22 protein-coding genes are annotated in these 20455 nt (G+C 70.6%); 11 read left to right on the top strand and 11 right to left on the bottom strand.

The window, feature by feature from the left end:
• Positions 1-61: 61 nt before the first annotated feature.
• The 4 genes from ACFWY9_RS15295 to leuC all read right to left on the bottom strand — a co-directional run bounded on the left by ACFWY9_RS15295 (position 62) and on the right by leuC (position 5988).
• Positions 62-2779, bottom strand: a complete 2718-nt coding sequence (locus ACFWY9_RS15295) for a BTAD domain-containing putative transcriptional regulator (protein ID WP_378339095.1) — start codon at positions 2777-2779, stop codon at positions 62-64.
• A 212-nt stretch (positions 2780-2991) separates the two neighbouring features.
• Positions 2992-3657: an HU family DNA-binding protein gene (locus ACFWY9_RS15290; protein ID WP_378328968.1), complete on the bottom strand. Its 666-nt coding sequence runs from the start codon at positions 3655-3657 to the stop codon at positions 2992-2994.
• Positions 3658-3919: 262 nt separating this feature from the next.
• Positions 3920-4522, bottom strand: coding sequence for a 3-isopropylmalate dehydratase small subunit (leuD, locus tag ACFWY9_RS15285; protein ID WP_378328969.1), 603 nt, complete (start codon positions 4520-4522; stop codon positions 3920-3922).
• A gap of 29 nt (positions 4523-4551) precedes the next feature.
• Positions 4552-5988 (bottom strand): 3-isopropylmalate dehydratase large subunit, encoded by a 1437-nt coding sequence (leuC, locus tag ACFWY9_RS15280; protein WP_378328970.1) that lies wholly within the window; start codon positions 5986-5988, stop codon positions 4552-4554.
• A gap of 142 nt (positions 5989-6130) precedes the next feature.
• Here leuC and ACFWY9_RS15275 point away from each other — a divergent pair, with 142 nt between their 5' ends.
• The gene (locus ACFWY9_RS15275; protein WP_378328971.1) at positions 6131-6832 is read left to right on the top strand and encodes an IclR family transcriptional regulator; all 702 of its coding nucleotides are present in this window, start codon (positions 6131-6133) and stop codon (positions 6830-6832) included.
• Positions 6833-7103: 271 nt separating this feature from the next.
• On the opposite strand, the gene ACFWY9_RS15270 is transcribed toward ACFWY9_RS15275, so the two are convergent.
• The gene (locus tag ACFWY9_RS15270) at positions 7104-7889 is read right to left on the bottom strand and encodes an ATP-binding protein (RefSeq protein ID WP_378339094.1); all 786 of its coding nucleotides are present in this window, start codon (positions 7887-7889) and stop codon (positions 7104-7106) included.
• 232 nt (positions 7890-8121) lie between these two features.
• On the opposite strand from ACFWY9_RS15270, the gene ACFWY9_RS15265 reads away from it, so the two are divergent.
• The 5 genes from ACFWY9_RS15265 to ACFWY9_RS15245 all read left to right on the top strand — a co-directional run bounded on the left by ACFWY9_RS15265 (position 8122) and on the right by ACFWY9_RS15245 (position 10350).
• Complete coding sequence (locus ACFWY9_RS15265; RefSeq protein ID WP_378339093.1) at positions 8122-8538, top strand: phage holin family protein; 417 nt, start codon at positions 8122-8124, stop codon at positions 8536-8538.
• Between the two features lie 71 nt (positions 8539-8609).
• Entirely contained in the window at positions 8610-8921 is a 312-nt protein-coding gene (locus ACFWY9_RS15260; protein WP_378328974.1) for a DUF3618 domain-containing protein, read from the top strand.
• Positions 8922-9008: 87 nt separating this feature from the next.
• Positions 9009-9341 carry a plasmid stabilization protein gene (locus ACFWY9_RS15255; RefSeq protein ID WP_378328975.1) on the top strand — a complete coding sequence of 111 codons (333 nt, stop codon included), beginning with the start codon at positions 9009-9011 and terminating at the stop codon, positions 9339-9341.
• A gap of 18 nt (positions 9342-9359) precedes the next feature.
• Positions 9360-9818: a DUF6328 family protein gene (locus ACFWY9_RS15250; protein WP_378328976.1), complete on the top strand. Its 459-nt coding sequence runs from the start codon at positions 9360-9362 to the stop codon at positions 9816-9818.
• A 142-nt stretch (positions 9819-9960) separates the two neighbouring features.
• Entirely contained in the window at positions 9961-10350 is a 390-nt protein-coding gene (locus ACFWY9_RS15245; RefSeq protein ID WP_378328977.1) for an STAS domain-containing protein, read from the top strand.
• A gap of 45 nt (positions 10351-10395) precedes the next feature.
• On the opposite strand, the gene ACFWY9_RS15240 is transcribed toward ACFWY9_RS15245, so the two are convergent.
• Both ACFWY9_RS15240 and ACFWY9_RS15235 read right to left on the bottom strand, forming a co-directional pair.
• Positions 10396-11373, bottom strand: a complete 978-nt coding sequence (locus ACFWY9_RS15240; protein WP_378339092.1) for an anti-sigma factor RsbA family regulatory protein — start codon at positions 11371-11373, stop codon at positions 10396-10398.
• A gap of 60 nt (positions 11374-11433) precedes the next feature.
• Positions 11434-11664 (bottom strand): hypothetical protein, encoded by a 231-nt coding sequence (locus tag ACFWY9_RS15235; RefSeq protein WP_378328979.1) that lies wholly within the window; start codon positions 11662-11664, stop codon positions 11434-11436.
• A 179-nt stretch (positions 11665-11843) separates the two neighbouring features.
• Between ACFWY9_RS15235 and ACFWY9_RS15230 the strand changes: the two genes are divergently transcribed.
• Positions 11844-12383: a type 1 glutamine amidotransferase domain-containing protein gene (locus tag ACFWY9_RS15230; RefSeq protein WP_378339091.1), complete on the top strand. Its 540-nt coding sequence runs from the start codon at positions 11844-11846 to the stop codon at positions 12381-12383.
• A 90-nt stretch (positions 12384-12473) separates the two neighbouring features.
• On the opposite strand, the gene ACFWY9_RS15225 is transcribed toward ACFWY9_RS15230, so the two are convergent.
• Entirely contained in the window at positions 12474-12872 is a 399-nt protein-coding gene (locus ACFWY9_RS15225) for a hypothetical protein (RefSeq protein WP_378330665.1), read from the bottom strand.
• 293 nt (positions 12873-13165) lie between these two features.
• On the opposite strand from ACFWY9_RS15225, the gene ACFWY9_RS15220 reads away from it, so the two are divergent.
• On the top strand, positions 13166-13651 hold the full coding sequence (locus ACFWY9_RS15220; protein WP_378339090.1) for a hypothetical protein: 486 nt from the start codon (positions 13166-13168) through the stop codon (positions 13649-13651).
• A 33-nt stretch (positions 13652-13684) separates the two neighbouring features.
• Here the strand turns inward: ACFWY9_RS15220 and ACFWY9_RS15215 are convergent, their stop codons facing one another.
• The gene (locus tag ACFWY9_RS15215; protein WP_378330663.1) at positions 13685-13843 is read right to left on the bottom strand and encodes a hypothetical protein; all 159 of its coding nucleotides are present in this window, start codon (positions 13841-13843) and stop codon (positions 13685-13687) included.
• Between the two features lie 205 nt (positions 13844-14048).
• On the bottom strand, positions 14049-15683 hold the full coding sequence (locus ACFWY9_RS15210; RefSeq protein WP_378339089.1) for an AMP-binding protein: 1635 nt from the start codon (positions 15681-15683) through the stop codon (positions 14049-14051).
• Between the two features lie 113 nt (positions 15684-15796).
• Here ACFWY9_RS15210 and ACFWY9_RS15205 point away from each other — a divergent pair, with 113 nt between their 5' ends.
• Positions 15797-16651 (top strand): LuxR C-terminal-related transcriptional regulator, encoded by an 855-nt coding sequence (locus ACFWY9_RS15205; RefSeq protein ID WP_378339088.1) that lies wholly within the window; start codon positions 15797-15799, stop codon positions 16649-16651.
• 63 nt (positions 16652-16714) lie between these two features.
• On the opposite strand, the gene ACFWY9_RS15200 is transcribed toward ACFWY9_RS15205, so the two are convergent.
• A complete protein-coding gene (locus ACFWY9_RS15200; RefSeq protein WP_378339087.1) occupies positions 16715-17677 on the bottom strand; it encodes an Lrp/AsnC family transcriptional regulator in 963 nt (320 codons plus the stop codon).
• A 91-nt stretch (positions 17678-17768) separates the two neighbouring features.
• Between ACFWY9_RS15200 and ACFWY9_RS15195 the strand changes: the two genes are divergently transcribed.
• Together ACFWY9_RS15195 and ACFWY9_RS15190 are read left to right on the top strand one after the other, a co-directional pair.
• On the top strand, positions 17769-19154 hold the full coding sequence (locus ACFWY9_RS15195) for an MFS transporter (protein WP_378339086.1): 1386 nt from the start codon (positions 17769-17771) through the stop codon (positions 19152-19154).
• Positions 19155-19209: 55 nt separating this feature from the next.
• Positions 19210-20352: an epoxide hydrolase family protein gene (locus ACFWY9_RS15190; protein ID WP_378339085.1), complete on the top strand. Its 1143-nt coding sequence runs from the start codon at positions 19210-19212 to the stop codon at positions 20350-20352.
• Positions 20353-20455: the final 103 nt, after the last annotated feature.

The following is a 20455-nucleotide window of genomic DNA, read 5'->3' as shown; positions in this document are numbered from 1 at the left end:
ATTTTTTTACTCTATATGTGGCATTCCGTGTTGGTTTTTTGTTTGGTGGGGTGGGTTTTGTTTATACGACACCGGTTCGGTGGCCCCGGGCCGGGGTATCGCCGAGGCGTTGGCAGACAGCCAACGCCTCGGCCCAATGAAGTCCGGCCTCACGGTCCCGTCCGGTGCCGCGCCGGAGCCTGCCGAGGGTGATCAGGACGTCGATCGTGCCGTAGTCGGCGTTGAGATCCCGCAGTTCGGCGAGTGCCCGCAGGCCGTGTTGTTCGGCCTCGGCACGACGGCCCGCGCCTTCCAGCGCCTCGGCCGCGTTTCCCAGCGACAGCGCGGCGTGGTACCGATCGCTCAGCTCGGTGAAGGCGTCGAACGCCGCCATCGCCGCTTCGGCCGCGTTGTCGAAGTCGCCGAGGCCGATCCGGGCCGCGCTGACATTGAGCAGCGCGTGTGAGACGAAAGTGCGCTGGCCGCGTTCGCGGGCGAGCCGGACCGCTTCGAGCGCGTACTGCTCGGCGTCGGCGAATTCGGAGCGGATGAAGTAGGCGCCCGAGAGATTGGACAGGATCGCGACGGTCAGCGCGCTCCCGCCCGTTTCCTCCGACGCCTTCTTGCCCTCCTCGAGCGCCTCCAGCGCCTTGTCGGCCTGCAGCACACGGAGATAGGCCGACCCGAGATTGTTGGCCGCGTACTGCAGTCCCAGGCGGTCTTTCGCGGCCCGCGCGGCGGCGACCGAGGTCTGCCCGGTGGCGATCCACTCCTCGCGGTCGTGCCGTTCGGCGAAGAATCCCCGCAGCAGCCAGGCGAGTTTCCAGGCGCGGGCCGCCCAGCCGTGCCGGGCGGCGACGTCGACCAGCGCGACGAGCGCCGGTCGTTCCGCGGTGTACCAGGCGATCGTGTCCTCGTGGTCGACGAAGCCGACGCCCTCGCCGCCGACGGGTTCCAGCTCGATGTCCTCGGTGAGCAGATCGGGACGCACGAGTTCGTTCGCCTCGGCGACCGTCGCGAGATACCAGTCGGCCAGCCGCCGCAACGCGGAGACCCGCTCCGCTTCGGGGGTTTCGGCTTCGACGAGTTCGGCCGCGTACACCCGGAGCAGATCGTGGAACTGATAGCGGTCGATCTGCGGCTGGTTGAGCAGATGCGCCGCGGCGAGCTGATCGATCAGCGCGCGGGTCTCGGACAGCCCGGTGCCGGCGAGCGCGGCCGCCGAGTGCAGGCTGACGGTGACCCCGGGATGCAGGCCCAGCAGCCGGAACAGCCGCGCGGCCGCCGGGCGCAACGCCTTGTACGACCAGGAGAACGCGGCACGCAGATCGGTCCCGGCGTCCCGAGGGTCGCGCAGCGCGTCCAGCCGCAGACGCTGATCCCGCAACTCGTCGACGATCCCCGCCAGCGACACCCCGGAGAACCGGGACGCGCGTTCGCCGGCCAGCGCCAGCGCGAGCGGGAGCCCGCCGCACAGTTCGGCGAGTTCGGCGACGGCGTCGGGTTCGGCATCCAGCCGCGCCCGCCCGACGCTGCTAGCCAGCAACGCCACGGTGTCCCGATGATCGAAGGAGCCCAAGACGATCCGCCGCGCGCCCTCGCGGGCGACCAGTCCCCGCAACTGGTTCCGGCTGGTCACCACGACCAGGTTGCCCGGCCCCGGCAGCAGCGGCCGGACCTGCTCGGCGTCCCGCGCGTTGTCGAGCAGCAGCAGGGTACGGCTCCCCGCCAGCCTGCTGCGCAGCAGGGCCGATCGTTCCTCCACTGTGGAGGGTAGGGACTCCGGCGAAACGCCCACCGCGCGCAGGAACCCGGCGAGCGCCGCCTGGAGCGTGACGGGCGTCTCGGCGGAATGTCCGCGCAGGTCGAGGAACAGCTGGCCGCCGGGGAACCGGTCGGCGACGCGATGCGACCAGTGCACCGCGAGCGAAGTCTTGCCGACCCCGGCGGTGCCCTCGATGACCACGATGCAGCTCTCCCCGGACGCCGCGCCGAGGAAGCCGTCCAGCACGGCGAGTTCGGCGTCGCGGCCGGTGAAGCTGGCGACGTCGAACGGGAGCTGGCGGGGCACACCCCCGTGCCGGGGCCTGCCGGATTCGTTACCCGGCAAGGAGGCCTCGTCCGCCGCGAGCACCTCGGCGTGCAGCCGCCGCAGCTCCTCCCCCGGCTCGACGCCGAGTTCCTCGGCCAGCAGTTCCCGCAGCCCGGCGTAGCGGGCGAGCGCCTCGGCCCGCCGCCCCGACCGCGCGAGCACCCGGACCAGCCGCTCCCACAACGATTCCCGAAGCGGATGCTGAGCCACCAGTTCGGTCAGCTCGGCGACGAGCCGCGCGTCGGGAACCAGCCCCGAGTCGAGATCGATACGCTGCTCGACCGCGAACAAATAGCGTTCGGTCAACAACGGCGCCCATTCCGCCGCCAATGCCGGGGAGCCCGCGCCTTCGAGTGGCGCGCCGCGCCACAATGCGAGTGCGGCGGTGAGGATCACGCGACGGCTATCCGGTTCGGCGGTTTCCATCGCGACGTCGACCAGCTCGAGAAATCGCAGCGCGTCGACGTGCTCCGGCTCGATGACCAGGCGGTAGCCGTCCGGTTCGGTGGCTACGGTTTCCTCGCCGTACAGCCGCCTCAGCCGCATGACGTACGTTTGGAGGCTGCCCCGGATCCGTTCGGGCGGTGCCTCTCCCCACACCCCGCGGGCGAGCGTCTCGATGGACACGAGCCGTCCCGCGCTGAGCGCGAGCGTGGCCAGCAGCGCACGCTGGCGGGAACTGGTGACGACGACCGGCGAACCGTCCACCAGCGTCTGAAACGGACCGAGGAGCCGGATATCGATGGTGGTCGCCCTTCGCCTGCGGCACCGCGATCGCCGCGCCTGCCTGGCTGGCAGCGTCGCATCACTCGGACGGGTGCTCAAGCGCATTCGCGGAAATGCCAAGGGCACCCGGCCCCGAACGTGCGGCAGGGCCCCACGCGGATCGCGTGGGGCCCTGCCGAGAAGTCGCGCGGTGGCTACTTCTTCTTGGCCGCCGAGGTGCGCTTGGCCGGAGCCTTCGCAGCGGTCTTCTTCGCGGCGGACGCCTTCGGCGCGGCCTTGGCGGCCGGCTTCGCGGCGGCCTTCGCCCGCGTCGTGGTCGCCTTCGCGGCGGTCTTCGGCGCCGCCTTGGTGGCGGTCGCCTTCGCCCGCGTGGTGGCCTTGGCCGCCGTCTTCGGCGCCGCCTTGGCGGCAGCGGCCTTGGTGGTGGCGGCCTTCGCCCGCGTGGTGGTGCTGCGGGTCGAGGTCGGCCGGGTGGCGGCCGTGCGCGACGCGGCGGTGCGCGTCGTGGTGGCGCGGGTGCTGGTGGTCGCCCGTGCGGTGCTCGCGGAAGCGCGCTTCACCGGGGTGGCCTTCGCCAGCTTCTTGGCGCCACTGATGACGTCCTTGAAGGTCGTGCCGGCACGGAAGGCGGGCACGTTGGTCTTCTTGACGCGCACGGTCTCACCGGTGCGCGGGTTGCGCGCGGTGCGGGCGGCACGGGCGCGCTTCTCGAACACACCGAAGCCGGTGATGTTCACCTTCTCGCCCTTGTTGACCGTCCGGATGATGATGTCGACGAGGCCGTCGACGGCCTCCGATGCGACCTTCTTGTCGCCCAGGCGCTCCGACAGCGCCTCGATCAGCTGGGCCTTGTTGGCCATTCCAGTCCTCCAAGAAGAACTACTTCGTCCACGGCCACGTCGGCCGACTTGCGCACACGGTATTACTAATGCAGCACAAATTCCAAACGGCACGCGGAAATTTTCCTTGTATCGGACGTGGTTCCGCCTCTTGAGGGACCCCCTCGGGGCCTCTTCCGGGCCTGCGCGGCCGCCGTCTGGCGTGGTTTCGAGGTGTTCTCCCGCCCCGGCTCCGGGGCACGAATTCCCTGCTCAGCAAGGGAATCCGCACCCTGGAGCCGGGCTAGGAGGCGGCGCTCGGGGTGGTCACCGGCTTCCAGGAAGGCCGATCGGCCTCGAACTTGTCGATCTCGTCAGCGTGTCGGAGGGTGAGAGCGATGTCATCGAGCCCCTCGAGCAACCGCCAGCGGGTGTAGTCGTCGATCTGGAAGGGCGCGACGAAGTCCTTCGCCCGCACGGTCTTGGTCTCGAGGTCGACCGTGACCTCCGTGCCCGGTTCGTTCTCCAGCAGCTTCCACAGCAGCTCGACGTCCGACTGCGCGCACTGCGCGGCCACCAGGCCCTGCTTGCCCGAGTTGCCGCGGAAGATGTCGGCGAAGCGGGCGGAGACGACCACCCGGAAGCCGTAGTCCATCAAGGCCCACACGGCGTGCTCGCGGGAGGAGCCGGTGCCGAAGTCCGGCCCGGCCACCAGAACACTGCCCTGTTTGAAGGGCTCCTGGTTGAGGATGAACTGCTCGTCCGAGCGCCAGGCGGCGAACAGCCCGTCCTCGAAGCCGGTCCGGCTGACGCGCTTCAGGTACACCGCCGGGATGATCTGGTCAGTGTCCACGTTGGACCTGCGCAGCGGCACGCCGACCCCGGTGTGCTGGGTGAACGGTTCCATCGATGTCTCCTTCGGGTCTCGGTGCGGACTCAGCGGCCGGCGGTGGCGAGCAGGTCTTCCGGGGACGACAACGTGCCCCGCACGGCGGTCGCGGCCGCCACGAGCGGCGACACCAGGTGCGTCCGGCCGCCCTTGCCCTGCCTGCCCTCGAAGTTGCGGTTGGAGGTCGACGCGCTGCGCTCGCCCGGCGCGAGCTGGTCCGGGTTCATGCCGAGGCACATCGAACAGCCCGCCTGGCGCCATTCCGCGCCGGCGGCGGTGAAGATCTCGTCCAGGCCTTCGGCTTCGGCGGCCTTGCGCACTCGCATCGACCCCGGCACCACGAGCATCCGCACCGAATCGGCCACCTTGCGGCCCCGCAGGACCTCCGCGGCGGCCCGCAGGTCCTCGATCCGGCCGTTGGTGCACGAGCCGAGGAAGACGGTGTCCACCGCGATCTCCCGCAGCGGCGTGCCCGGCTTCAGGTCCATATAGGACAGCGCCTTCTCTGCGGCGATGCGCTCGTTCTCGTCGCCGATCCGCTCCGGGTCGGGCACCTCGGCGCCCAGCGGGAGACCCTGTCCGGGGTTGGTTCCCCACGTGACGAACGGCGTCAGCTCGCTCGCGTCGAGCCGCACCTCGGCGTCGAACTCGGCGCCGTCGTCGGTGCGCAGCTCGCGCCAGTTCGCGACCGCGGCGTCCCAGTCGGCGCCCTTCGGCGCGTGCGGACGATCCTTCAGGTACGCGAACGTGGTCTCATCCGGAGCGATCAGTCCGGCACGCGCGCCCGCCTCGATGGACATGTTGCAGATGGTCATCCGCGCCTCCATCGACAACGCCTCGATGGCCTTGCCGCGGTACTCCAGGACGTAGCCCTGCCCGCCGCCGGTGCCGATCTTGGCGATCACCGCGAGGATGATGTCCTTCGCCGTGACGCCGGGCCGCAGTTCGCCGTCGACCGTGATCGCCATCGTCTTGAATGGACGCAGCGGCAGCGTCTGCGTCGCCATCACGTGCTCGACCTCGGAAGTGCCGATACCGAAGGCCATCGCGCCGAACGCGCCGTGCGTGGAGGTGTGACTGTCGCCGCACACCACGGTCATCCCGGGCTGGGTGAGCCCGAGCTGCGGGCCGATGACGTGCACGATGCCCTGCTCGGCGTCGCCCATGGGGTGCAGCCGGACACCGAACTCCTTGCAGTTGCGGCGAAGGGTGTCGACCTGGGTGCGCGAGACCGGATCGGCGATGGGCAGCTCGATGTCCACGGTCGGGACGTTGTGGTCCTCGGTCGCGATCGTCAGGTCGGGGCGGCGCAGTTTCCGCCCGGCCAGCCGGAGTCCGTCGAACGCCTGCGGGCTGGTCACTTCGTGCAGCAGGTGGAGGTCGATGTAGAGCAGATCCGGTTCGGCGCCTTCACCTCGGCGCACGAGGTGGCTCTCCCACACCTTTTCCGCCAGTGTGCGGGCCTTACCGGTCGGGCTGGTCATCTCCGGCTCCTTCCACGGGAATGTCGCGAACGCGGAACTCGGGCAACGGGCGCGGGCGGTGCGAAGCCGCGGGCGGGCGCAGCACGAGTTCGGTTTTCCCAGATTCTGGACTTCCCAAAGTGCGGGAAGATAGTATCGAGTCGTGGGACAGCATAGCGGTATCGGAGTACTGGACAAAGCTGTGGCCGTGCTGCAGGCCGTGGCCGAGGATCCCTGTGGCCTGGCCGAACTGTGTTCGCGGACGGGACTGCCCCGTGCCACCGCGCACCGGCTCGCGGTCGGCCTCGAGGTGCATCGCCTGCTGCGCCGGGGGCCGGACGGGCGGTGGCGGCCGGGCACCGCGCTCGCCGAACTCGCCGGCGGCTCCACCGATCCGCTGCTCGACGCGGCCGGTGTGGTGCTGCCGAAACTGCGCGACATCACCGGGGAAAGCGTGCAGCTGTACCGGCGCGACGGCGTCCAGCGCGTGTGCGTCTCGACGGCCGAGCCGCCGAGCGGGCTGCGGGACACGGTCCCGATCGGTTCCCGGCTGCCGATGACGGCGGGCTCGGGCGCGAAGGTCCTTGCCGCGTGGTCGGATCCGCACACGCAGCGGACGATCCTGTCGGAGGCGGTGTACGGCGAGCGCACGCTGCTCGAGGTGCGCCGCCGGGGCTGGGCGCAGAGTGTCGCCGAACGCGAGCCCGGTGTGGCGAGCGTCTCGGCGCCGGTCCGGGACTCCTCGGGCACGGTCATCGCCGCGGTCTCGGTGTCGGGCCCGATCGAACGCATCGGCCGGAAGCCCGGCGCCCGCTGGGCGGCCGATCTGCTCGCCGCCGCGGACGCGCTCCAGGAACGCCTCTGACGTCACAGGAGCCCCAAACGGTCCTATGGGGACAGTGGGCGGGGATCACCTTCCGTCGTCGTCCGGTGACGCGCGGGGACCGTTCCGGGGCAGTCCACCGTCCACAGAGCAGTGTCCATCTTGTACTCCACGCGGCTGGGGCACCCGAGCGGCGCGACGCACTCTCCTTGCGCACGCACCCCTCGCGCCCCGGCTGCCCCACGACCACCCGTTCGACTTCGACCGAGCGCAACGCGAGTCACGGCCGGGCAACACCTCCAGCCGAGTCCCGTCACTCGAACGGCCGCCCCCAGCGGCGACCGCCGGTATCGTTCCCGCCCCGCGCGGGGAGGATCGCCCACACGACCTTGCCGCCCGTCCAGGATCTGCTGCTCCCCCAGCGTTTCGCGACCCCCGCGACCATCCGCAGGCCCAGTCCCGGTTCGAGCGCTCCCAGCCGTTCCCGGAGCACGGCCTGGCCGGGTTCGTCGTCGGCGACCGCGACGGCGCATCGGCGCCCGCGCAGTTCGAGCCGCACCCGCGGGCGTGAACCGGTGTGCCGCAGCGTGTTCTCGACCAGTTCGGAAGCGACCAGTTCCGCGTCGGGCACCGAGTCCGGCAGGTTCCAGTCCCGCAGGATCGTCCGGACGAATCCGCGTGCCTGTGCCGCCGCGCCGTCCGAGCGGGGCAGCTCCTGTTCGGCACGCCGCCGCGCGGGGCGGTCCAGCACACGCATCGCGGTGTCGGCGTCGGGGTGGATCGCCGCCGCCTGGCCTATCGAGCGTTCGGTGAGCAGCGCGCGATGTTCCGGCCGGGACGTGACGATGCCGAAGGGAACACCCGGCCAGTCGGCGATCCGCGTCGCGACCAGTTTGAAGGCGTGCACGAAGCCGGCCCCGTCGATACGCAGCCCGTCGATGTCGGCGATCAGCCCGTCACCCGCCTCCGCGGCAAGCCGGAGCAGCCCGTCCCGCAGCCAGGGATAGCTCTCCGCCGAGACGACCCCGGTCACTGTCACGATCGTCCAGCCCGACCGGTACGCGGGCACCAGCCGGACCTCCTGAATTTCCGCAGTCACGGCCGCATCACGCGCGCAGGGCGCGGGATGACCGGCGGTCCGTCGCCGTTCATCGGTCCTCCCGATCTCGCGAGTGTCCTGCTGGTGCCATACCCCGGCAGGAAACGCCGAAACCCGGCATCCGGTCGCCGTCCACTCCCGTCCACAGTGGACGACGCGCTGCTCTCCTCCGCGCGTTTGACGTGCCCGCCATGCGGCTACCCGGGGGCGGAAGCCGTTCGGGAGGTGTTCCGTGATCGAAGAAGTGAACCGGACCCCGGCCGAGGACCGTTCGGTCGGCGATCTGGTCTCCGACCTGACCGACGAGCTGAAACGGCTCGTCCGCGACGAACTCCGGATCGCGGCGGCCGAGCTGCGCGGCAAGGGCAAGCATTTCGGGCGCGGCGCGGGTCTCGTCGGCGCGGCGGGACTGATCGCGGTGTTCGGCGCCGCGACGCTGGTCGCGGCCGCGGTACTGGCGCTGGCCCTCGTGCTGCCCGGCTGGCTGGCCGCGGTGATCGTCGGCGCGGCCCTGCTGCTGGTCGCCGGATTCGCCGGGCTGACAGGCAAGAAGCAGGTCGGCCGGGCGGCCCCGCCGATACCGGAGGACACCGTCGGCTCGGTGCGGGAAGACATCGAGACCGTGAAACGAGGAGTGCGACATGAGTGAAGCTTGCGAACGAATCATGGATATCATGCGCCAAAGGAGTCGAACACTGTCTCGCGAAGCGAGGCGATCGCATGGGTGAGCACGAGAAGTTTCCCGTCGACGCCGAGGAAGCCAGGATGGACCGCGACGTCACGCGCGAAGAGCTGACCGAAACGCTCGACGCGCTCGCGGCCAAGCTCGATGTGCGCGAACGCGTGCGGGAGAACGTCGACGACAAGGTGGACAAGGCCAGCGCGCGCATCGCGTCGACGGTGTCGGTGCCGGCCGCCGAGAAGTTCCGCCAGGGCGCCGGCGCGGTCCGCGCTCATCCGCTGCCGATCTTCGCCACGGCCTTCGCCGCGGTGTTCCTGATCCGGCTGCTCCTGCGCCGGCGCGGCCACTGAACGGCCCCCGCCAGGGCGATGCCGCGTTTATCCCGGATGCCCTGCGGTTAACCGGAGGACCTGGTCCGCCCGGAAGGAGTGAAGGTCATGCCCCAGCAGGCGTGGAATTCGAAACGTGAGCGCCAGTACCAGCACATCAAGGAGTCGCAGAAGGAACGCGGCACCGGCGAGGACCGCGCGGAGGAGATCGCCGCGCGCACGGTCAACAAGAACCGTGCCCGGTCCGGTGAATCTCGCTCGGCGAGCAAGACGTCCACCCGGGACAAGTCGCCGCAGCAGCGCGGCGGCCACCGGTCCGGCAAGCGGCTTGGCCCCGGCGGGCCGACCAAGGAACAGCTGTACAACGACGCCAGGAAGCGCAACATCCACGGTCGTTCCAAGATGACGAAGAAGCAGCTCCAGCAGGCACTCGGCCGTTGACCGGGAGACGAGGAGCCGATGAGCGAACCGGAGGATTCCGACCAGCGAAGACTCGCCCGCAATCTCAGTGAGCTCCTGCAGGAGGTGCGTGTCGCGCAGGCCGGCGTCCAGGTGCTCTTCGGTTTCCTGCTCTCGCTGGCGTTCACCGAACGCTACGCCAAGGTGGACGGATTCCTGCACTATGTGCACGTCGTGACGGTGCTTCTCGCGGCGGGCGCGGTCGCTCTGCTGATCGCGCCCGCCGCGTGGCACCGGCTGCTCTTCCGGCGGGGCATGCGGGAGGTGATCGTGCGGGGCACCTCCGTACTGGCCGTACTGGGACTCGTCCTGCTCGCCGCCGCGATGACCGGCACCGTGCTGATGATCGGCTACCTGGTCTTCGGCGGCGTCGTGGCCGCGGTGCTCAGCGCCGCCACCGCACTGGTGTTCCTGCTGCTGTGGTTCGTCATCCCGCTGTGGCTGCGGATGTTCCGGTGAGCCACCGGTTGTGCTCGGCGAGTGCGGGCCATAGGCTGGAATCCGGTTCAACCAGCAGCCGACCCGAGGACGTATCCGGGCTCGGTAGCTGGCACCCTCGCCCAGCGGAGTCCGGTCCAAAGCCGACACCACTGGAGCCGTCATGGACTTCCTCTCACCGGAGGCGCGTTCCGCGCCGGGGCCGCAGTTGACCGTGCGTACCGCACTCGCGCGCCCCGACGTGGTACTGCTCGATGTGATCGGCGAGGTGGATCTGTCCACCCGGCCCATCCTCGACACCGCGCTCACCGCCGCGCTGCACCGCGAACCCGAGGTGCTGATCGTCGATCTGACCGAGGTCAGCTTCCTCGGCAGCACCGGGCTTTCCCTGCTCGTCGAGTCCAACCTGGCCGCGATCGTCGGGGGCACGGACCTCCGGATCGCGAGCCATTCCCATACCGTGCAACGGCTTCTCCGGCTCACCGGGGTTGACCGGGAGCTCCACCTGTACCCGTCCAGATCCGGCGCGCTGCGCGACGTCGGGCGCGGCTGAGTCCGTCCTCTGTGGACCTGGGGACCGGCCCGGTGAGCCGATGTGTCAGCGGCCGAGCAGGAAACGCGCCTCGACACACGTGCCCGCCGGGCCGGTGTGTGTCCGCACCAGGTCCGCCACGTGGTGGACCAGCAACAGCCCCCGGCCGCGGATCTGTCCCGGCGCGGCGGGGCGGCAGCCGGCGAGCGGATCGGCGAGCTGACCGCTGTCGCGCACCTGGCACACCAGGTGCCCCCCGTCCGTGCCCATCAGCACCTCGGCGGCCCCGCCGCCGTGTTCGAGACTGTTGCCGGCGAGTTCCGTGAGCGCGAGCGCGACGTCCTGGACTCGCTCGGCGCCGAGCCCGGCTCCGGCCGCCAGCCCGATCGCCGTGTGACGCAGCGCGGACAGCCCGGCCAGATCGACGGTGACGGCGGTGGCGCCGGCGAGCGGGGGCAGCGGCCGGTTGTAGTCGGCGACGACGTCGTCGGGCGCATACCGATCGCTGGCGCGCTGCCCGTGCGCGTCGACGACGAGCGGATGCGTCCGCAGCGCGTCGGTGAGCACCTTCGGCCGGAGAGTGCCGACGTCGTAGGGACAGAGGATCGTGACCGGACGGCCCGCGAAGGCGTGGTTGATCAACGCCTCGTGCTGTGCGCACGCGGGATACTCGTGCGCGGAGCGGCCGGCCCAGATCGGCTCGCCGATGATCCGGACGCGCCTGCCGGGATGCCGGTCGGCGAAGGCACGCAGCACTCCGGGAATGATGTGGCCGGGATTGCGCCCCGCCTCGGTCATGTCGAGCATGACCACGTCGGTGGCGGCACCGCCGAGCGCACCCCGCAGGAGTTCGAGGTTGTGCGGCGGCACCGCGACCGCGACCGGCTCGCCCCCGGCGAGCGCCCCGGTGACGAACGGGACCGTGCCCGCCAGGTACTCCCGCTCACCGCGGTAGAACAGCGCCGGATGCGTGAACGGTTCCCGTCCGGCCGTCGCCCACGGCCGGTCGGCCGTTCCGGAGGTGTCGGAAATGGTCCCTCGCATCACCGCGCTAGATACCCCGGAGCACGGACCGGCAAACCAGCCGATGCGGTCGGATCGACGTCAGGTCACGGTCGGCCTGCTCGGGCCGACGGCTTCGAAACCCGGACCCTCCTCGACGGGATCGGGCAGGCCGAGCATGGCCAGTAGCTCGTGGCGGTCACGCGCGTCGCGGGAATTTCCTGCCACGGCCCGGACGGCCCTGGCTCGCAAGGTCGCCTCGGCCTCGGCCGCGTCGGCCCTTGCCCTGGCGAACTCGCCTCGCGGAGGTCGATCCGTGGGGGACGGGGACATGCGAACTCCGTTCCGGCCCGGATGTCCGGGCCGTTCCTGACCCTACCGCACGAAACCGCCCCCGGACGGCCCGATTCTCCGACCGTCCACTCCGGACGGTCCGGTGCGGTGATTCGGGCAGGCCCCGGTGGGTACCCGGGCGAAGACGGGAATCCCCACGAACCACGAAGGGAACGGACATGACGGCGACGTTGCGGGGCAAGCGAGTGGCGATACTGGCCGCCGACGGCGTGGAGCAGGTCGAACTGGTCGAACCGCGGAAAGCGGTGACGGACGCGGGGGCCACGGCCGAGGTCGTCTCGCTCGGGCCGGGGAAGATCCAGGCGATGAACGGCGACATCGACAAGGGCGACGAGTTCGAGGTCGACAAGGTCGTCGGTGACGTGTCGGCCGACGACTACGACGCCCTGGTGCTTCCCGGCGGCACGATGAACCCGGACAACCTGCGCCGCGACCCGGCCGCGGTGCGGTTCGCCGGGGACTTCGTCCGCGGCGGCAAGCCGGTCGGCGTCATCTGCCACGGCCCGTGGACGCTGGTCGAAGCCGATGTCGTCCGCGGCCGCACCCTGACGTCGTTTCCCAGCGTGCGCACCGACATCCGCAACGCGGGCGGCACGGTCGTCGACGAGGAGGTCGTCGTCGACGACGCGCTGGTCTCGAGCCGCGACCCCGGCGACCTGCCCGCGTTCTGCCGCGCGATCGTCGAGCGGTTCGCCTGACCCGGCAGCCTGACCCGGCAGGCGGCGCCGTCCGGTACCGGCGGGGGCAGCCGGCACCGGACGGCGCGAGACCGGTGGTGCGGCGGATCGTCAGTGCACCGCGCGGCGATGCCAGATCCGCCGCGGCCCCGGCAGCCCGATCCGGGCGATGAGATGGGCCAGGATCATGCCGATCACCAGCCACACCACCGCGGCGAGCCCCTCGTTGACGAGCGTGCGCAACTTGGCGTCACCAGGGGTGAACAGATCGCGCAGGCCGAGGGACACCGAGCCGGACCAGGTGTCGATGAAGCGGGCGAAAGTGTTGGCCGGGTTGGCGTCGGCGTAGACCAGCACGATGTGCAGGGCGAGAATCAGCGCGAACAGCACGCAGATCACCCGGATCACCGCGTTGAGGGTGCGGACGATCCGCACCCGGGGGTGGACGCGTTCCACCACCTCTTCCTCCTCGGCCGGGGTGAGGCGCTCATAAGGTTCCGAATGCGTCATCGTCGACCTTCTTCCTCGCGACCACCATCCACTGTGGACTTGCCGGGCCGCGCTCGTGGCCGTCGGGTACCCCGCCCCCGCCTCGCGAAACACCGGCCGGCCAGGTCATCCGGGCGACGCGGCCACCACGGTCCGCCGCCGGCGGTCACGCACCGAAGTCACGTGCCTCCCGCGGGTTTACAACCACGTCCGCTGTTCGTAGTATCCGGCCGGAGCCGAACGTGTGCTCCGCGTCACGAGGTGGAGGTCAGCCGATGGCACGCATGCCTCGCCACAGGAAACCGGGACCGCGGGTGAACGTCGTTCGCCGGTGCACGCTCACCGCGTCCCTGCTCGTGGTCGCGGGTGGCGCCGCCGTCCCGCTGCTGACCCCGGCGGAACACCACATCACGGTGAGCGCGCCCGCGGCCGATCGCCTGCCGCCGGCGGGCTCGGCGACAGAACCCGCCTCGGCCGCGACGTTCACGCTTTCGCCCGTCCCGGCGCGGCCCACGCCTTCTTCCGCGCCCGCCACCGAAACCGTGTCCACCACGACGCCGATGACGACGACGTTCACGGCGGCCCCGCTCCCGTCCGGCGCCGCGACGGCCACCCTCAACGGCACGACCAGCTCGTCGCCGTCCAGCACCGGCCCGGCGACGTCCCCCGGGCTCCTGCTGCCGCCGCCCGGCACGTCGGCGACCACTCCCCCGCCGCCTGCCGCGACGGAACCGGCGCCCAGCCCGAGTCCGACGATCTGGGACTACCTCGGCCGGTTCTACCACTGGTTCACCGGCTGATTTCCGCGCGATTTTCCCCCGGTCCCGCACCACTCAGCGGTGCAGAACGAGCTCTCTTTCCCCGGCTCCACGTTCCCCGGCGCGGCGAATCGGGATACTCCCGAGCAGCAGCAGAATCCCGAGCCCGCCCAAGATCACGTGGCCGGCTGTCAGGCACAGCCCGCACAATCCGATCCACAGGGCGATCTTCATTGCGCAAGTGTAGGTCCGCTTCCCATACCCGGCGGGAAAACTTGGGAAAGACTTAGGGTTGTCGTCGTCCACGCGTATTCGTTATTTCCCTGTGACCGATTCAGGAGAAACGCGATACGCAATCCGCGTGCAAGATCGGCACGCGGCGCTTTGTCCGGGGCCAGGTAATGCATTGTCCGGCACCGGACAAAGCGAAACCACGGGGTCAGGCGGTCGTCGTGGCTTCCCGCGCCCGCTCCCGCAGCAGAAAGCGCTGGATCTTCCCGCTCGGCGTCTTCGGCAGCTCGGTCACGTAGTGCACTTCGCGGGGATAGACGTGCGCGGCCAGCCGGGCTTTCACGAGCTGCTTCAGCTCCTCGGTGAGCTCGTCCCCGGTTTCGACACCGTCACGGACGACGACATACGCCACGACGACCTCGCCCCGGAGCGCGTCCGGAGTGCCGATGACGGCGGCCTCGGCGACGGAAGGGTGTTGCACCAGCGCGCTTTCCACCTCGAACGGACCGATCCGGTACCCCGCCATGAGGATCACGTCGTCGTCGCGCGAGCCGAAGGTGAGATAGCCGTCGGCGCTCTTGGCCGCGACGTCACCGGTGTAATACCAGCGCCGGTCCTCGCTGAATCGTTCGGCGCTGCGCCCGGGCGCGTTGCGGTACCCGGAAAACGGCATCAGCGGGCTGCGCGTGAGGTCCACGGCTACCCTGCCGGCCTCGCCGGGCTCGGCGATCTCGTCGGTGCCGGACTTCAGCACCTCGACGGCGAACCCGGGCAGCGGACGGCCCATCGAGCCGGGCCTGATCTCGGCGACGAGGTCGGGGTGCCAGGCGTTGCCGACCATCATCCCGGTCTCGGTCTGCCCGTAGTGGTCCCGCACGGGGATGCCGAACGTGTCGAGTGCCCAGCTGATCACGTCCGGGGTCAGCGGCTCGCCCGCCGACGAACAATGCCGCAGCCGCAGGCCGTCCGGCACCTCGGCCCCGGAATTGCGCAGCGCCCGGTAAACCGTCGGCCCCGCGGTGAAGTTGGTGACGCGGAAACGCGTCAGCACCTGCCAGGTCAGGTCCGGCGAGAAGCCCGCGTGCAGCAGGAGGCTGCGCCTGCCGGTGGCCAGCGGCCCGGCGATCGCGTAGTAGAGCCCGTACGCCCAGCCGGGATCGGCGGCGTTCCAGAACACGTCGTCGTCGGTGTGGTCGAGGCCGAACTGCTGGTAGGCATGGATTCCGGCGAGACCGCGCACCGGGACCGGGACCGCTTTCGGCGTCCCGGTGGTACCGGAGGTGAACAGCTCGATCAACGTGCCCTCGCCGCCGGCGGCGACCGGGTCCGGGACCGGTGAGTCCTCGGCGAGCAGATCCGCGAACGCCAGATCGCCGCCGCTCGCCTCGCCGGTGGTGATGACCAGCCAACCGGCGTCGGCCGGGATGTCTTCGCCCGGCTCGAGTTTCGCCCGCTGCGACGGGTCGACGACGACGGCCTTGGTGCCGTTCCCGGTGATGCGCAGGGCGATCGCGGGCGGGGCGAACGCGGTGAACAGCGGCACCTGGACCGCGCCGAGCCGCCAGATCCCGAGCAGCGCGACGACGAGTTCGGCGGACTTGCCCATCAGCGTCGCGACCCGGTCGCCGGGACCGATCCCGCGGGCGGCCAGCGCGGCGGCGAACCGGCCCGAGGCCTCGTCCAGCTCGCCGAAGGTCAGGTCACGGCTGCTCAGGTCCGCTTCGATGACCGTGAAGGCGACCGCGTCGGCCGGATGACGGCGGCACAGCAGGTCGAGAGCACTGGCGCCGGGCGCGCCGTAGACGGCCAACAGGTCCAGCGCGGTCTGCTCCGGTGAGGTCATGAGTCGCTCCGACGAGGTCGTGGGCAGCGTGCCGGGGCCACGTTGCCGCAGGTGGTCGTACTATCGGGGGGTCCGTTACCCGCCGACTACCCCCGAACAGGGGTGATGCGCGCATGCCGACACCGGAGCCGGCCGACAGCGCCGAAGTCCGTCGTGCCCTCGGCACGGTCCGGACCTCCGCGCGGCTGCCGCTCGCGTTCGGCGGTGTGGTCGTCGGCGGCTCCGAGCTGCGGATGAGCGAACTCGTGGGCACCGCGACCAACTCCCTGCGCGGGCTCGTCGTGGCCGAAGGCCGCGGGCTGGGCGGCCAGGCGATCGCGGCGCGGCGCCCGGTGGCCGTCACCGACTACCACGCCAGCGACTCCATCAGTCACCACTTCGACCACGCGGTCCGCGCGGAAGGTGTGCGGTCCGCCCTCGCCGTGCCGGTGATCGTGCGCCGCTCCGTACGCGCGGTGCTCTACGGCGCGGTCCGGGAGGCGGTGCGGTTCGGCGACCCGGCGATCGACGCGGTCGCGCAGGCCGCCCGTGACCTGGAACAGGAACTCGCCGTCCGCGACGAGGTGGAACGCCGCCTGGCGCTGCTCACCGCGCCCCAGCAGCTGGCCGGGATGGCCGCCGACAGCGCGTCGGCCGAACGGGAGACGATCCGGCGAGGCCACGCCGAACTGCGGCTGCTCAGCCGCGAAGTCACCGACGAGGCGCTGCGCGAGCGGATCGACGCCGTCACGGCGACCCTCGCCGAAGCCGCGACACCCCCGGACGGCGCGGCGCCTTCGCTGTCCGTACGCGAACTCGACGTCCTTGCCTGCGTCGCCGCGGGCCAGACCAACGCCGAGATCGCCACGACGTTGTCCATCGGCGCCGAGACGGTCAAGAGCTACCTGCGTGGCGCCATGTGCAAACTCGACTGCCACACCAGGCTCCAGGCCGTCAACGCCGCCCGCCGCGCCGGCCTCCTCCCCTGATCACGCGAGATCTCCGCTCAATCACGCGAGCCCGCCCCTCGAACACACGAGACCGCGGCCTGATCACGAGGTGGCGGCGCGTTTGAGGGTGCGGATGACCGGGGCGGTTTCGAGGTGGTCGATGGCGTCGATGCCGCCGACCCGCTCGGTGAGGTAGGTGTACAACGCCTCGACGTCGCGGCAGAGCACCTTGGCGATCAGGTTGCTCGGCCCGGTCGTCGCCGCGGCGAACGCGGCTTCCTGGTGTCCCGCAAGGGCTTCGGCGACTTCGACCAGTCGCGTCGGCCGCACCGAGAGCCACAGCACGGCCTGCGCGTGGAATCCCAGCAACGCCGGGTCCATGTCCATGTCGAAGTAGAGCACCCCGGCCCGCCGCAGCCGATGGACCCGGCGGCGCACGGTCGCCTCGGCCCAGCCCGTGGCCACGGCAAGATCGGCGAAGGACATGCGGCCGTCCTGACGCAGCAGACCGAGCAGGGGCTCGTCGGCCGCGATGTCGGCCGGATCGAGCGGCTCACCGGAAGGATCCGGCGGCTCCGGGGTGAGCCGATCGATCTGCTCCGGCGTGAGCGCCGCCGCGCGCCCGTCCCAGCCGACCGGCCCGCCGACGAACGTCCTCAGTAGACAGTGGGCGGAGACCGCGACGACCCGCGGAGTCCGGGGAAGTTCTTGCAGCAGCAGGGATTCCGGCGCGTCCGGCCCCAGGGAGCGGATGACACAGACGATCTCCGTGCCGCCGGAGGTGAGCTGCACCCAGCGGGTGTCGTCGCGGCGGGTCAGCGCGTTCGCCACCTTCAAGGCCGCGTCGGGCGTGCAGCGCAGCCGGACGAACCATTCGACCTGGCCCAGCCGTCGCGGATCGGTCATCCCGACGACGCGCAGGGTCCCGTCGGCCCGCAGCCTCCGATAGCGGCGCGCGACGGTCTGCTGGGACGTCCCGAGCACCTCCGCGACGTGGTTGAACGCCGCCCGGCCGTCGAGGTGCAGGGCATGGACCAGCGCGCGGTCGAGTTCGTCCAGTGGCATATTCCGATCGTAGCCGCTCTCGCATGGAACTATCCGTCGGAAGCTGCGCAGTAGATGGATCGAATCGCAGCGCTTTTCTACCTTCACGGATATGACCGTTCAGTACACCTCCACCGTGGCCCCGCCGCATCGGGGCCGATGGCTCGCGCTCTCGGCGCTCCTCCTCGCGGAGGCCATGAACCTGCTCGACGCCACGATCACGCAGGTCGCCTCGCCCGCCATCCGCGCCGATCTGGGCGTCTCCGACGGTCAGCTGCAATGGGTGAGCGCGGGCTATACGTGTCCGTTCGCGGTGCTGCTGATCACCGGCGGGCGGATCGGCGACATCCTCGGCCGCCGCCGCGCGTTCGTCCTCGGCACGGCCGCGTTCGTCGTGTGCTCGGCGCTGTGCGCGTTCGCCCCGGGCATCGGGTTCCTGCTCGCGGCCCGCGCCGTGCAGGGCGCGAGCGCGGCGTTGATCATCCCGCAGACGTTCGGGCTGATCCGCGCGATGTTCGATGGCGCGGAGCGAGCAAAGGCGCTGGGCACGATCGGACCGGTGATGGCACTGGCTTCGGTGTGCGGCCCGGTTCTCGGCGGCGTGCTCACCGACGCCGACATCCTCGGTTCGGGCTGGCGCGCGGTGTTCCTGGTCAATGTGCCACTGGGCCTGCTCGTCCTGCTGGCCACCCCGCTCGTCCTGGAGGACCGCTCCCCCACCCGGCCGCGGCTCGACGTCGCGGGCACGGCGCTCGCGGCCGTGTCGACCGGCCTGATGATCTACCCGCTGGTGCAGGGCAACGACGCGGGCTGGGCACCGTGGATCTGGTTGTGCCTGCTGGCGGGCGTCGCGTTGTTCGCGGTGTTCGTACGGCACCAGACCGGAAAGGCCCGTCGCGGCGGCAGCCCGCTGGTCGAGCCGGGCCTGTTCCGCGACCGCGTTTTCCCCGCTTCGCTGGTGTCCTCATTGCTGTTCTTCGCGGTGATGAACGGTCTGATGTTCGTCCTCGTGGTGTTCTTCCAGCTCGGCGGCCGGACCGGCGCGCTGGGCGCGGGACTGGGCATGCTGCCGTGGTCGGCGGGACTGGCGATCGGCTCGTGGTGCACCGGCCGGTACCTCGTCCCCCGCTTCGGCGCACGGGTGATGCGTGTCGCCCTGCTCGTCCTCGTGGCCGGGCTGGCCGGGACGGTGATGCTCGTCGACGCGCCGTGGCCGGTATTGCTGTGGCCGCTGCTGGTTTCGGGCGTCGGGCTCGGGATGTTCACCGTCCCGTTCTTCACCAACGCACTGTCCCGTGTGGACCATCACGAGACCGGATCCGCGTCCGGGCTGCTCAACGCCGCCCAGCAGTTCGGCGCCACGGCCGGGGTCGCCGTGCTCGGCGCGGCATTCTTCCACCTCGACGGCGTCGGCGGGACCCGGCTCGCACTGGGGATCTCGCTCGGGATGCTCGCGCTCGTCCTGGCGCTGACCCGTCCGATGCTGAGGCGCCGATGAACCTCCCGTCGATTGCGGCCATCAAGTGGCCTATATGCCCGGCAGAGTGGCCCGCATGACCGCACCACAACCCTTCCGCATCGACGTCCCGCAGGCCGACCTCGACGAGCTCGCCGACCGTCTCGCCCACACCCGCTGGCCCGGCGAAATCCCCGGCATCGGCTGGTCGTACGGGGTGAACGAGGACTACTTGCGGGACCTCGTCGAGTACTGGCGCACCGGCTACGACTGGCGCCGCCACGAAGCGCGGCTCAACGCCGTCCCGCAGTTCACCACGGAGATCGACGGGCAGAACGTCCACTTCCTGCACGTCCGCTCCCCCGAACCGGACGCGACACCGCTGCTGATCACCCACGGCTGGCCGAGCACCGTGTACGACTTCCTCGACATCCTCGGCCCGCTCACGAATCCTCGCGAATTCGGCGGTGACCCGGCCGACGCCTTCCACGTCGTCGCGCCTTCCGTGCCCGGCTTCGCGTTTTCCGGACCGACCAAGGAAACCGGCTGGGGTGTCAGCCGCATCGCCCGCGCGTGGCTCGAACTGATGACCCGCCTCGGCTACGAACGGTTCGGCGCGCAGGGCGGCGACTTCGGCAGCATCGTTTCCCCGGCGATCGGCCGGATCGCGCCGGATCGCGTCCTCGGCGTGCACGTCAACGCGCTCGCCGACGCGTCGGTGTCGACGGACCCGGACGATCTGTCGATGCTCTCCGACGCCGAACGCGAACTGGCGGAACACCAGAGCATGCTGTGGATGCGGCATTCCGGCTACGCGACCCAGATGTCGACGCGGCCGCAGACGCTGGCGTACGCGCTCAACGACTCGCCCGCCGGTCAGCTCGCGTGGAACCTGGAATGGTTCGTGGACTGGGATCCCGCGCAGACCAAGCAAACCCCGGTCGACCGCGACGCGATCCTCACCGACGTCTCGATCTTCTGGTTGACCCAGACCACCGGTTCGGCAGCGCGGCTGTACCTCGAAGGCGGAAAGGAGGCCTGGGGCGTACGTCCGCAGCCTTCTCCGGTCCCGACCGGCGTCGCCAACTTCCTCGGCGACGGCGCGATCCGCGGGCTTGCCGAACTGTCGAACACCATCACGCACTGGACGCGCTACGACACCGGCGGCCACTTCGCCTCCTTGCAGGCCCCGGACCTCCTGGTGTCCGACATCCGCACCTTCTTCCGCACCGTGCACTGAGCGGCGGCCCCATGCCGGGGAGGGCACCAGGAGAGAGTGGTGAGACCCGGGAGGTTGAGGTACAGAAGGTAGTGGAAGAGCGAGGGGGTGTGTGGGACCAAGC

Source organism: Amycolatopsis sp. NPDC059027 (assembly GCF_042739735.1).
Lineage (GTDB): Bacteria > Actinomycetota > Actinomycetes > Mycobacteriales > Pseudonocardiaceae > Amycolatopsis.
This window is presented reverse-complemented; position numbering and strand designations above follow the sequence as displayed.

Excerpts from the sequence above, each read along its gene's own strand:
- ACFWY9_RS15290 (WP_378328968.1), bottom strand. The coding sequence starts at position 3,657 with ATGGCCAACAAGGCCCAGCTGATCGAGGCGCTGTCGGAGCGCCTGGGC.
- leuD (WP_378328969.1), bottom strand. The coding sequence starts at position 4,522 with ATGGAACCGTTCACCCAGCACACCGGGGTCGGCGTGCCGCTGCGCAGG.
- leuC (WP_378328970.1), bottom strand. The coding sequence starts at position 5,988 with ATGACCAGCCCGACCGGTAAGGCCCGCACACTGGCGGAAAAGGTGTGG.
- ACFWY9_RS15260 (WP_378328974.1), top strand. The coding sequence starts at position 8,610 with ATGGGTGAGCACGAGAAGTTTCCCGTCGACGCCGAGGAAGCCAGGATG.
- ACFWY9_RS15255 (WP_378328975.1), top strand. The coding sequence starts at position 9,009 with ATGCCCCAGCAGGCGTGGAATTCGAAACGTGAGCGCCAGTACCAGCAC.
- ACFWY9_RS15250 (WP_378328976.1), top strand. The coding sequence starts at position 9,360 with ATGAGCGAACCGGAGGATTCCGACCAGCGAAGACTCGCCCGCAATCTC.
- ACFWY9_RS15245 (WP_378328977.1), top strand. The coding sequence starts at position 9,961 with ATGGACTTCCTCTCACCGGAGGCGCGTTCCGCGCCGGGGCCGCAGTTG.
- ACFWY9_RS15240 (WP_378339092.1), bottom strand. The coding sequence starts at position 11,373 with ATGCGAGGGACCATTTCCGACACCTCCGGAACGGCCGACCGGCCGTGG.
- ACFWY9_RS15235 (WP_378328979.1), bottom strand. The coding sequence starts at position 11,664 with ATGTCCCCGTCCCCCACGGATCGACCTCCGCGAGGCGAGTTCGCCAGG.
- ACFWY9_RS15230 (WP_378339091.1), top strand. The coding sequence starts at position 11,844 with ATGACGGCGACGTTGCGGGGCAAGCGAGTGGCGATACTGGCCGCCGAC.
- ACFWY9_RS15225 (WP_378330665.1), bottom strand. The coding sequence starts at position 12,872 with ATGACGCATTCGGAACCTTATGAGCGCCTCACCCCGGCCGAGGAGGAA.
- ACFWY9_RS15215 (WP_378330663.1), bottom strand. The coding sequence starts at position 13,843 with ATGAAGATCGCCCTGTGGATCGGATTGTGCGGGCTGTGCCTGACAGCC.
- ACFWY9_RS15210 (WP_378339089.1), bottom strand. The coding sequence starts at position 15,683 with ATGACCTCACCGGAGCAGACCGCGCTGGACCTGTTGGCCGTCTACGGC.
- ACFWY9_RS15205 (WP_378339088.1), top strand. The coding sequence starts at position 15,797 with ATGCCGACACCGGAGCCGGCCGACAGCGCCGAAGTCCGTCGTGCCCTC.
- ACFWY9_RS15200 (WP_378339087.1), bottom strand. The coding sequence starts at position 17,677 with ATGCCACTGGACGAACTCGACCGCGCGCTGGTCCATGCCCTGCACCTC.
- ACFWY9_RS15195 (WP_378339086.1), top strand. The coding sequence starts at position 17,769 with ATGACCGTTCAGTACACCTCCACCGTGGCCCCGCCGCATCGGGGCCGA.
- ACFWY9_RS15190 (WP_378339085.1), top strand. The coding sequence starts at position 19,210 with ATGACCGCACCACAACCCTTCCGCATCGACGTCCCGCAGGCCGACCTC.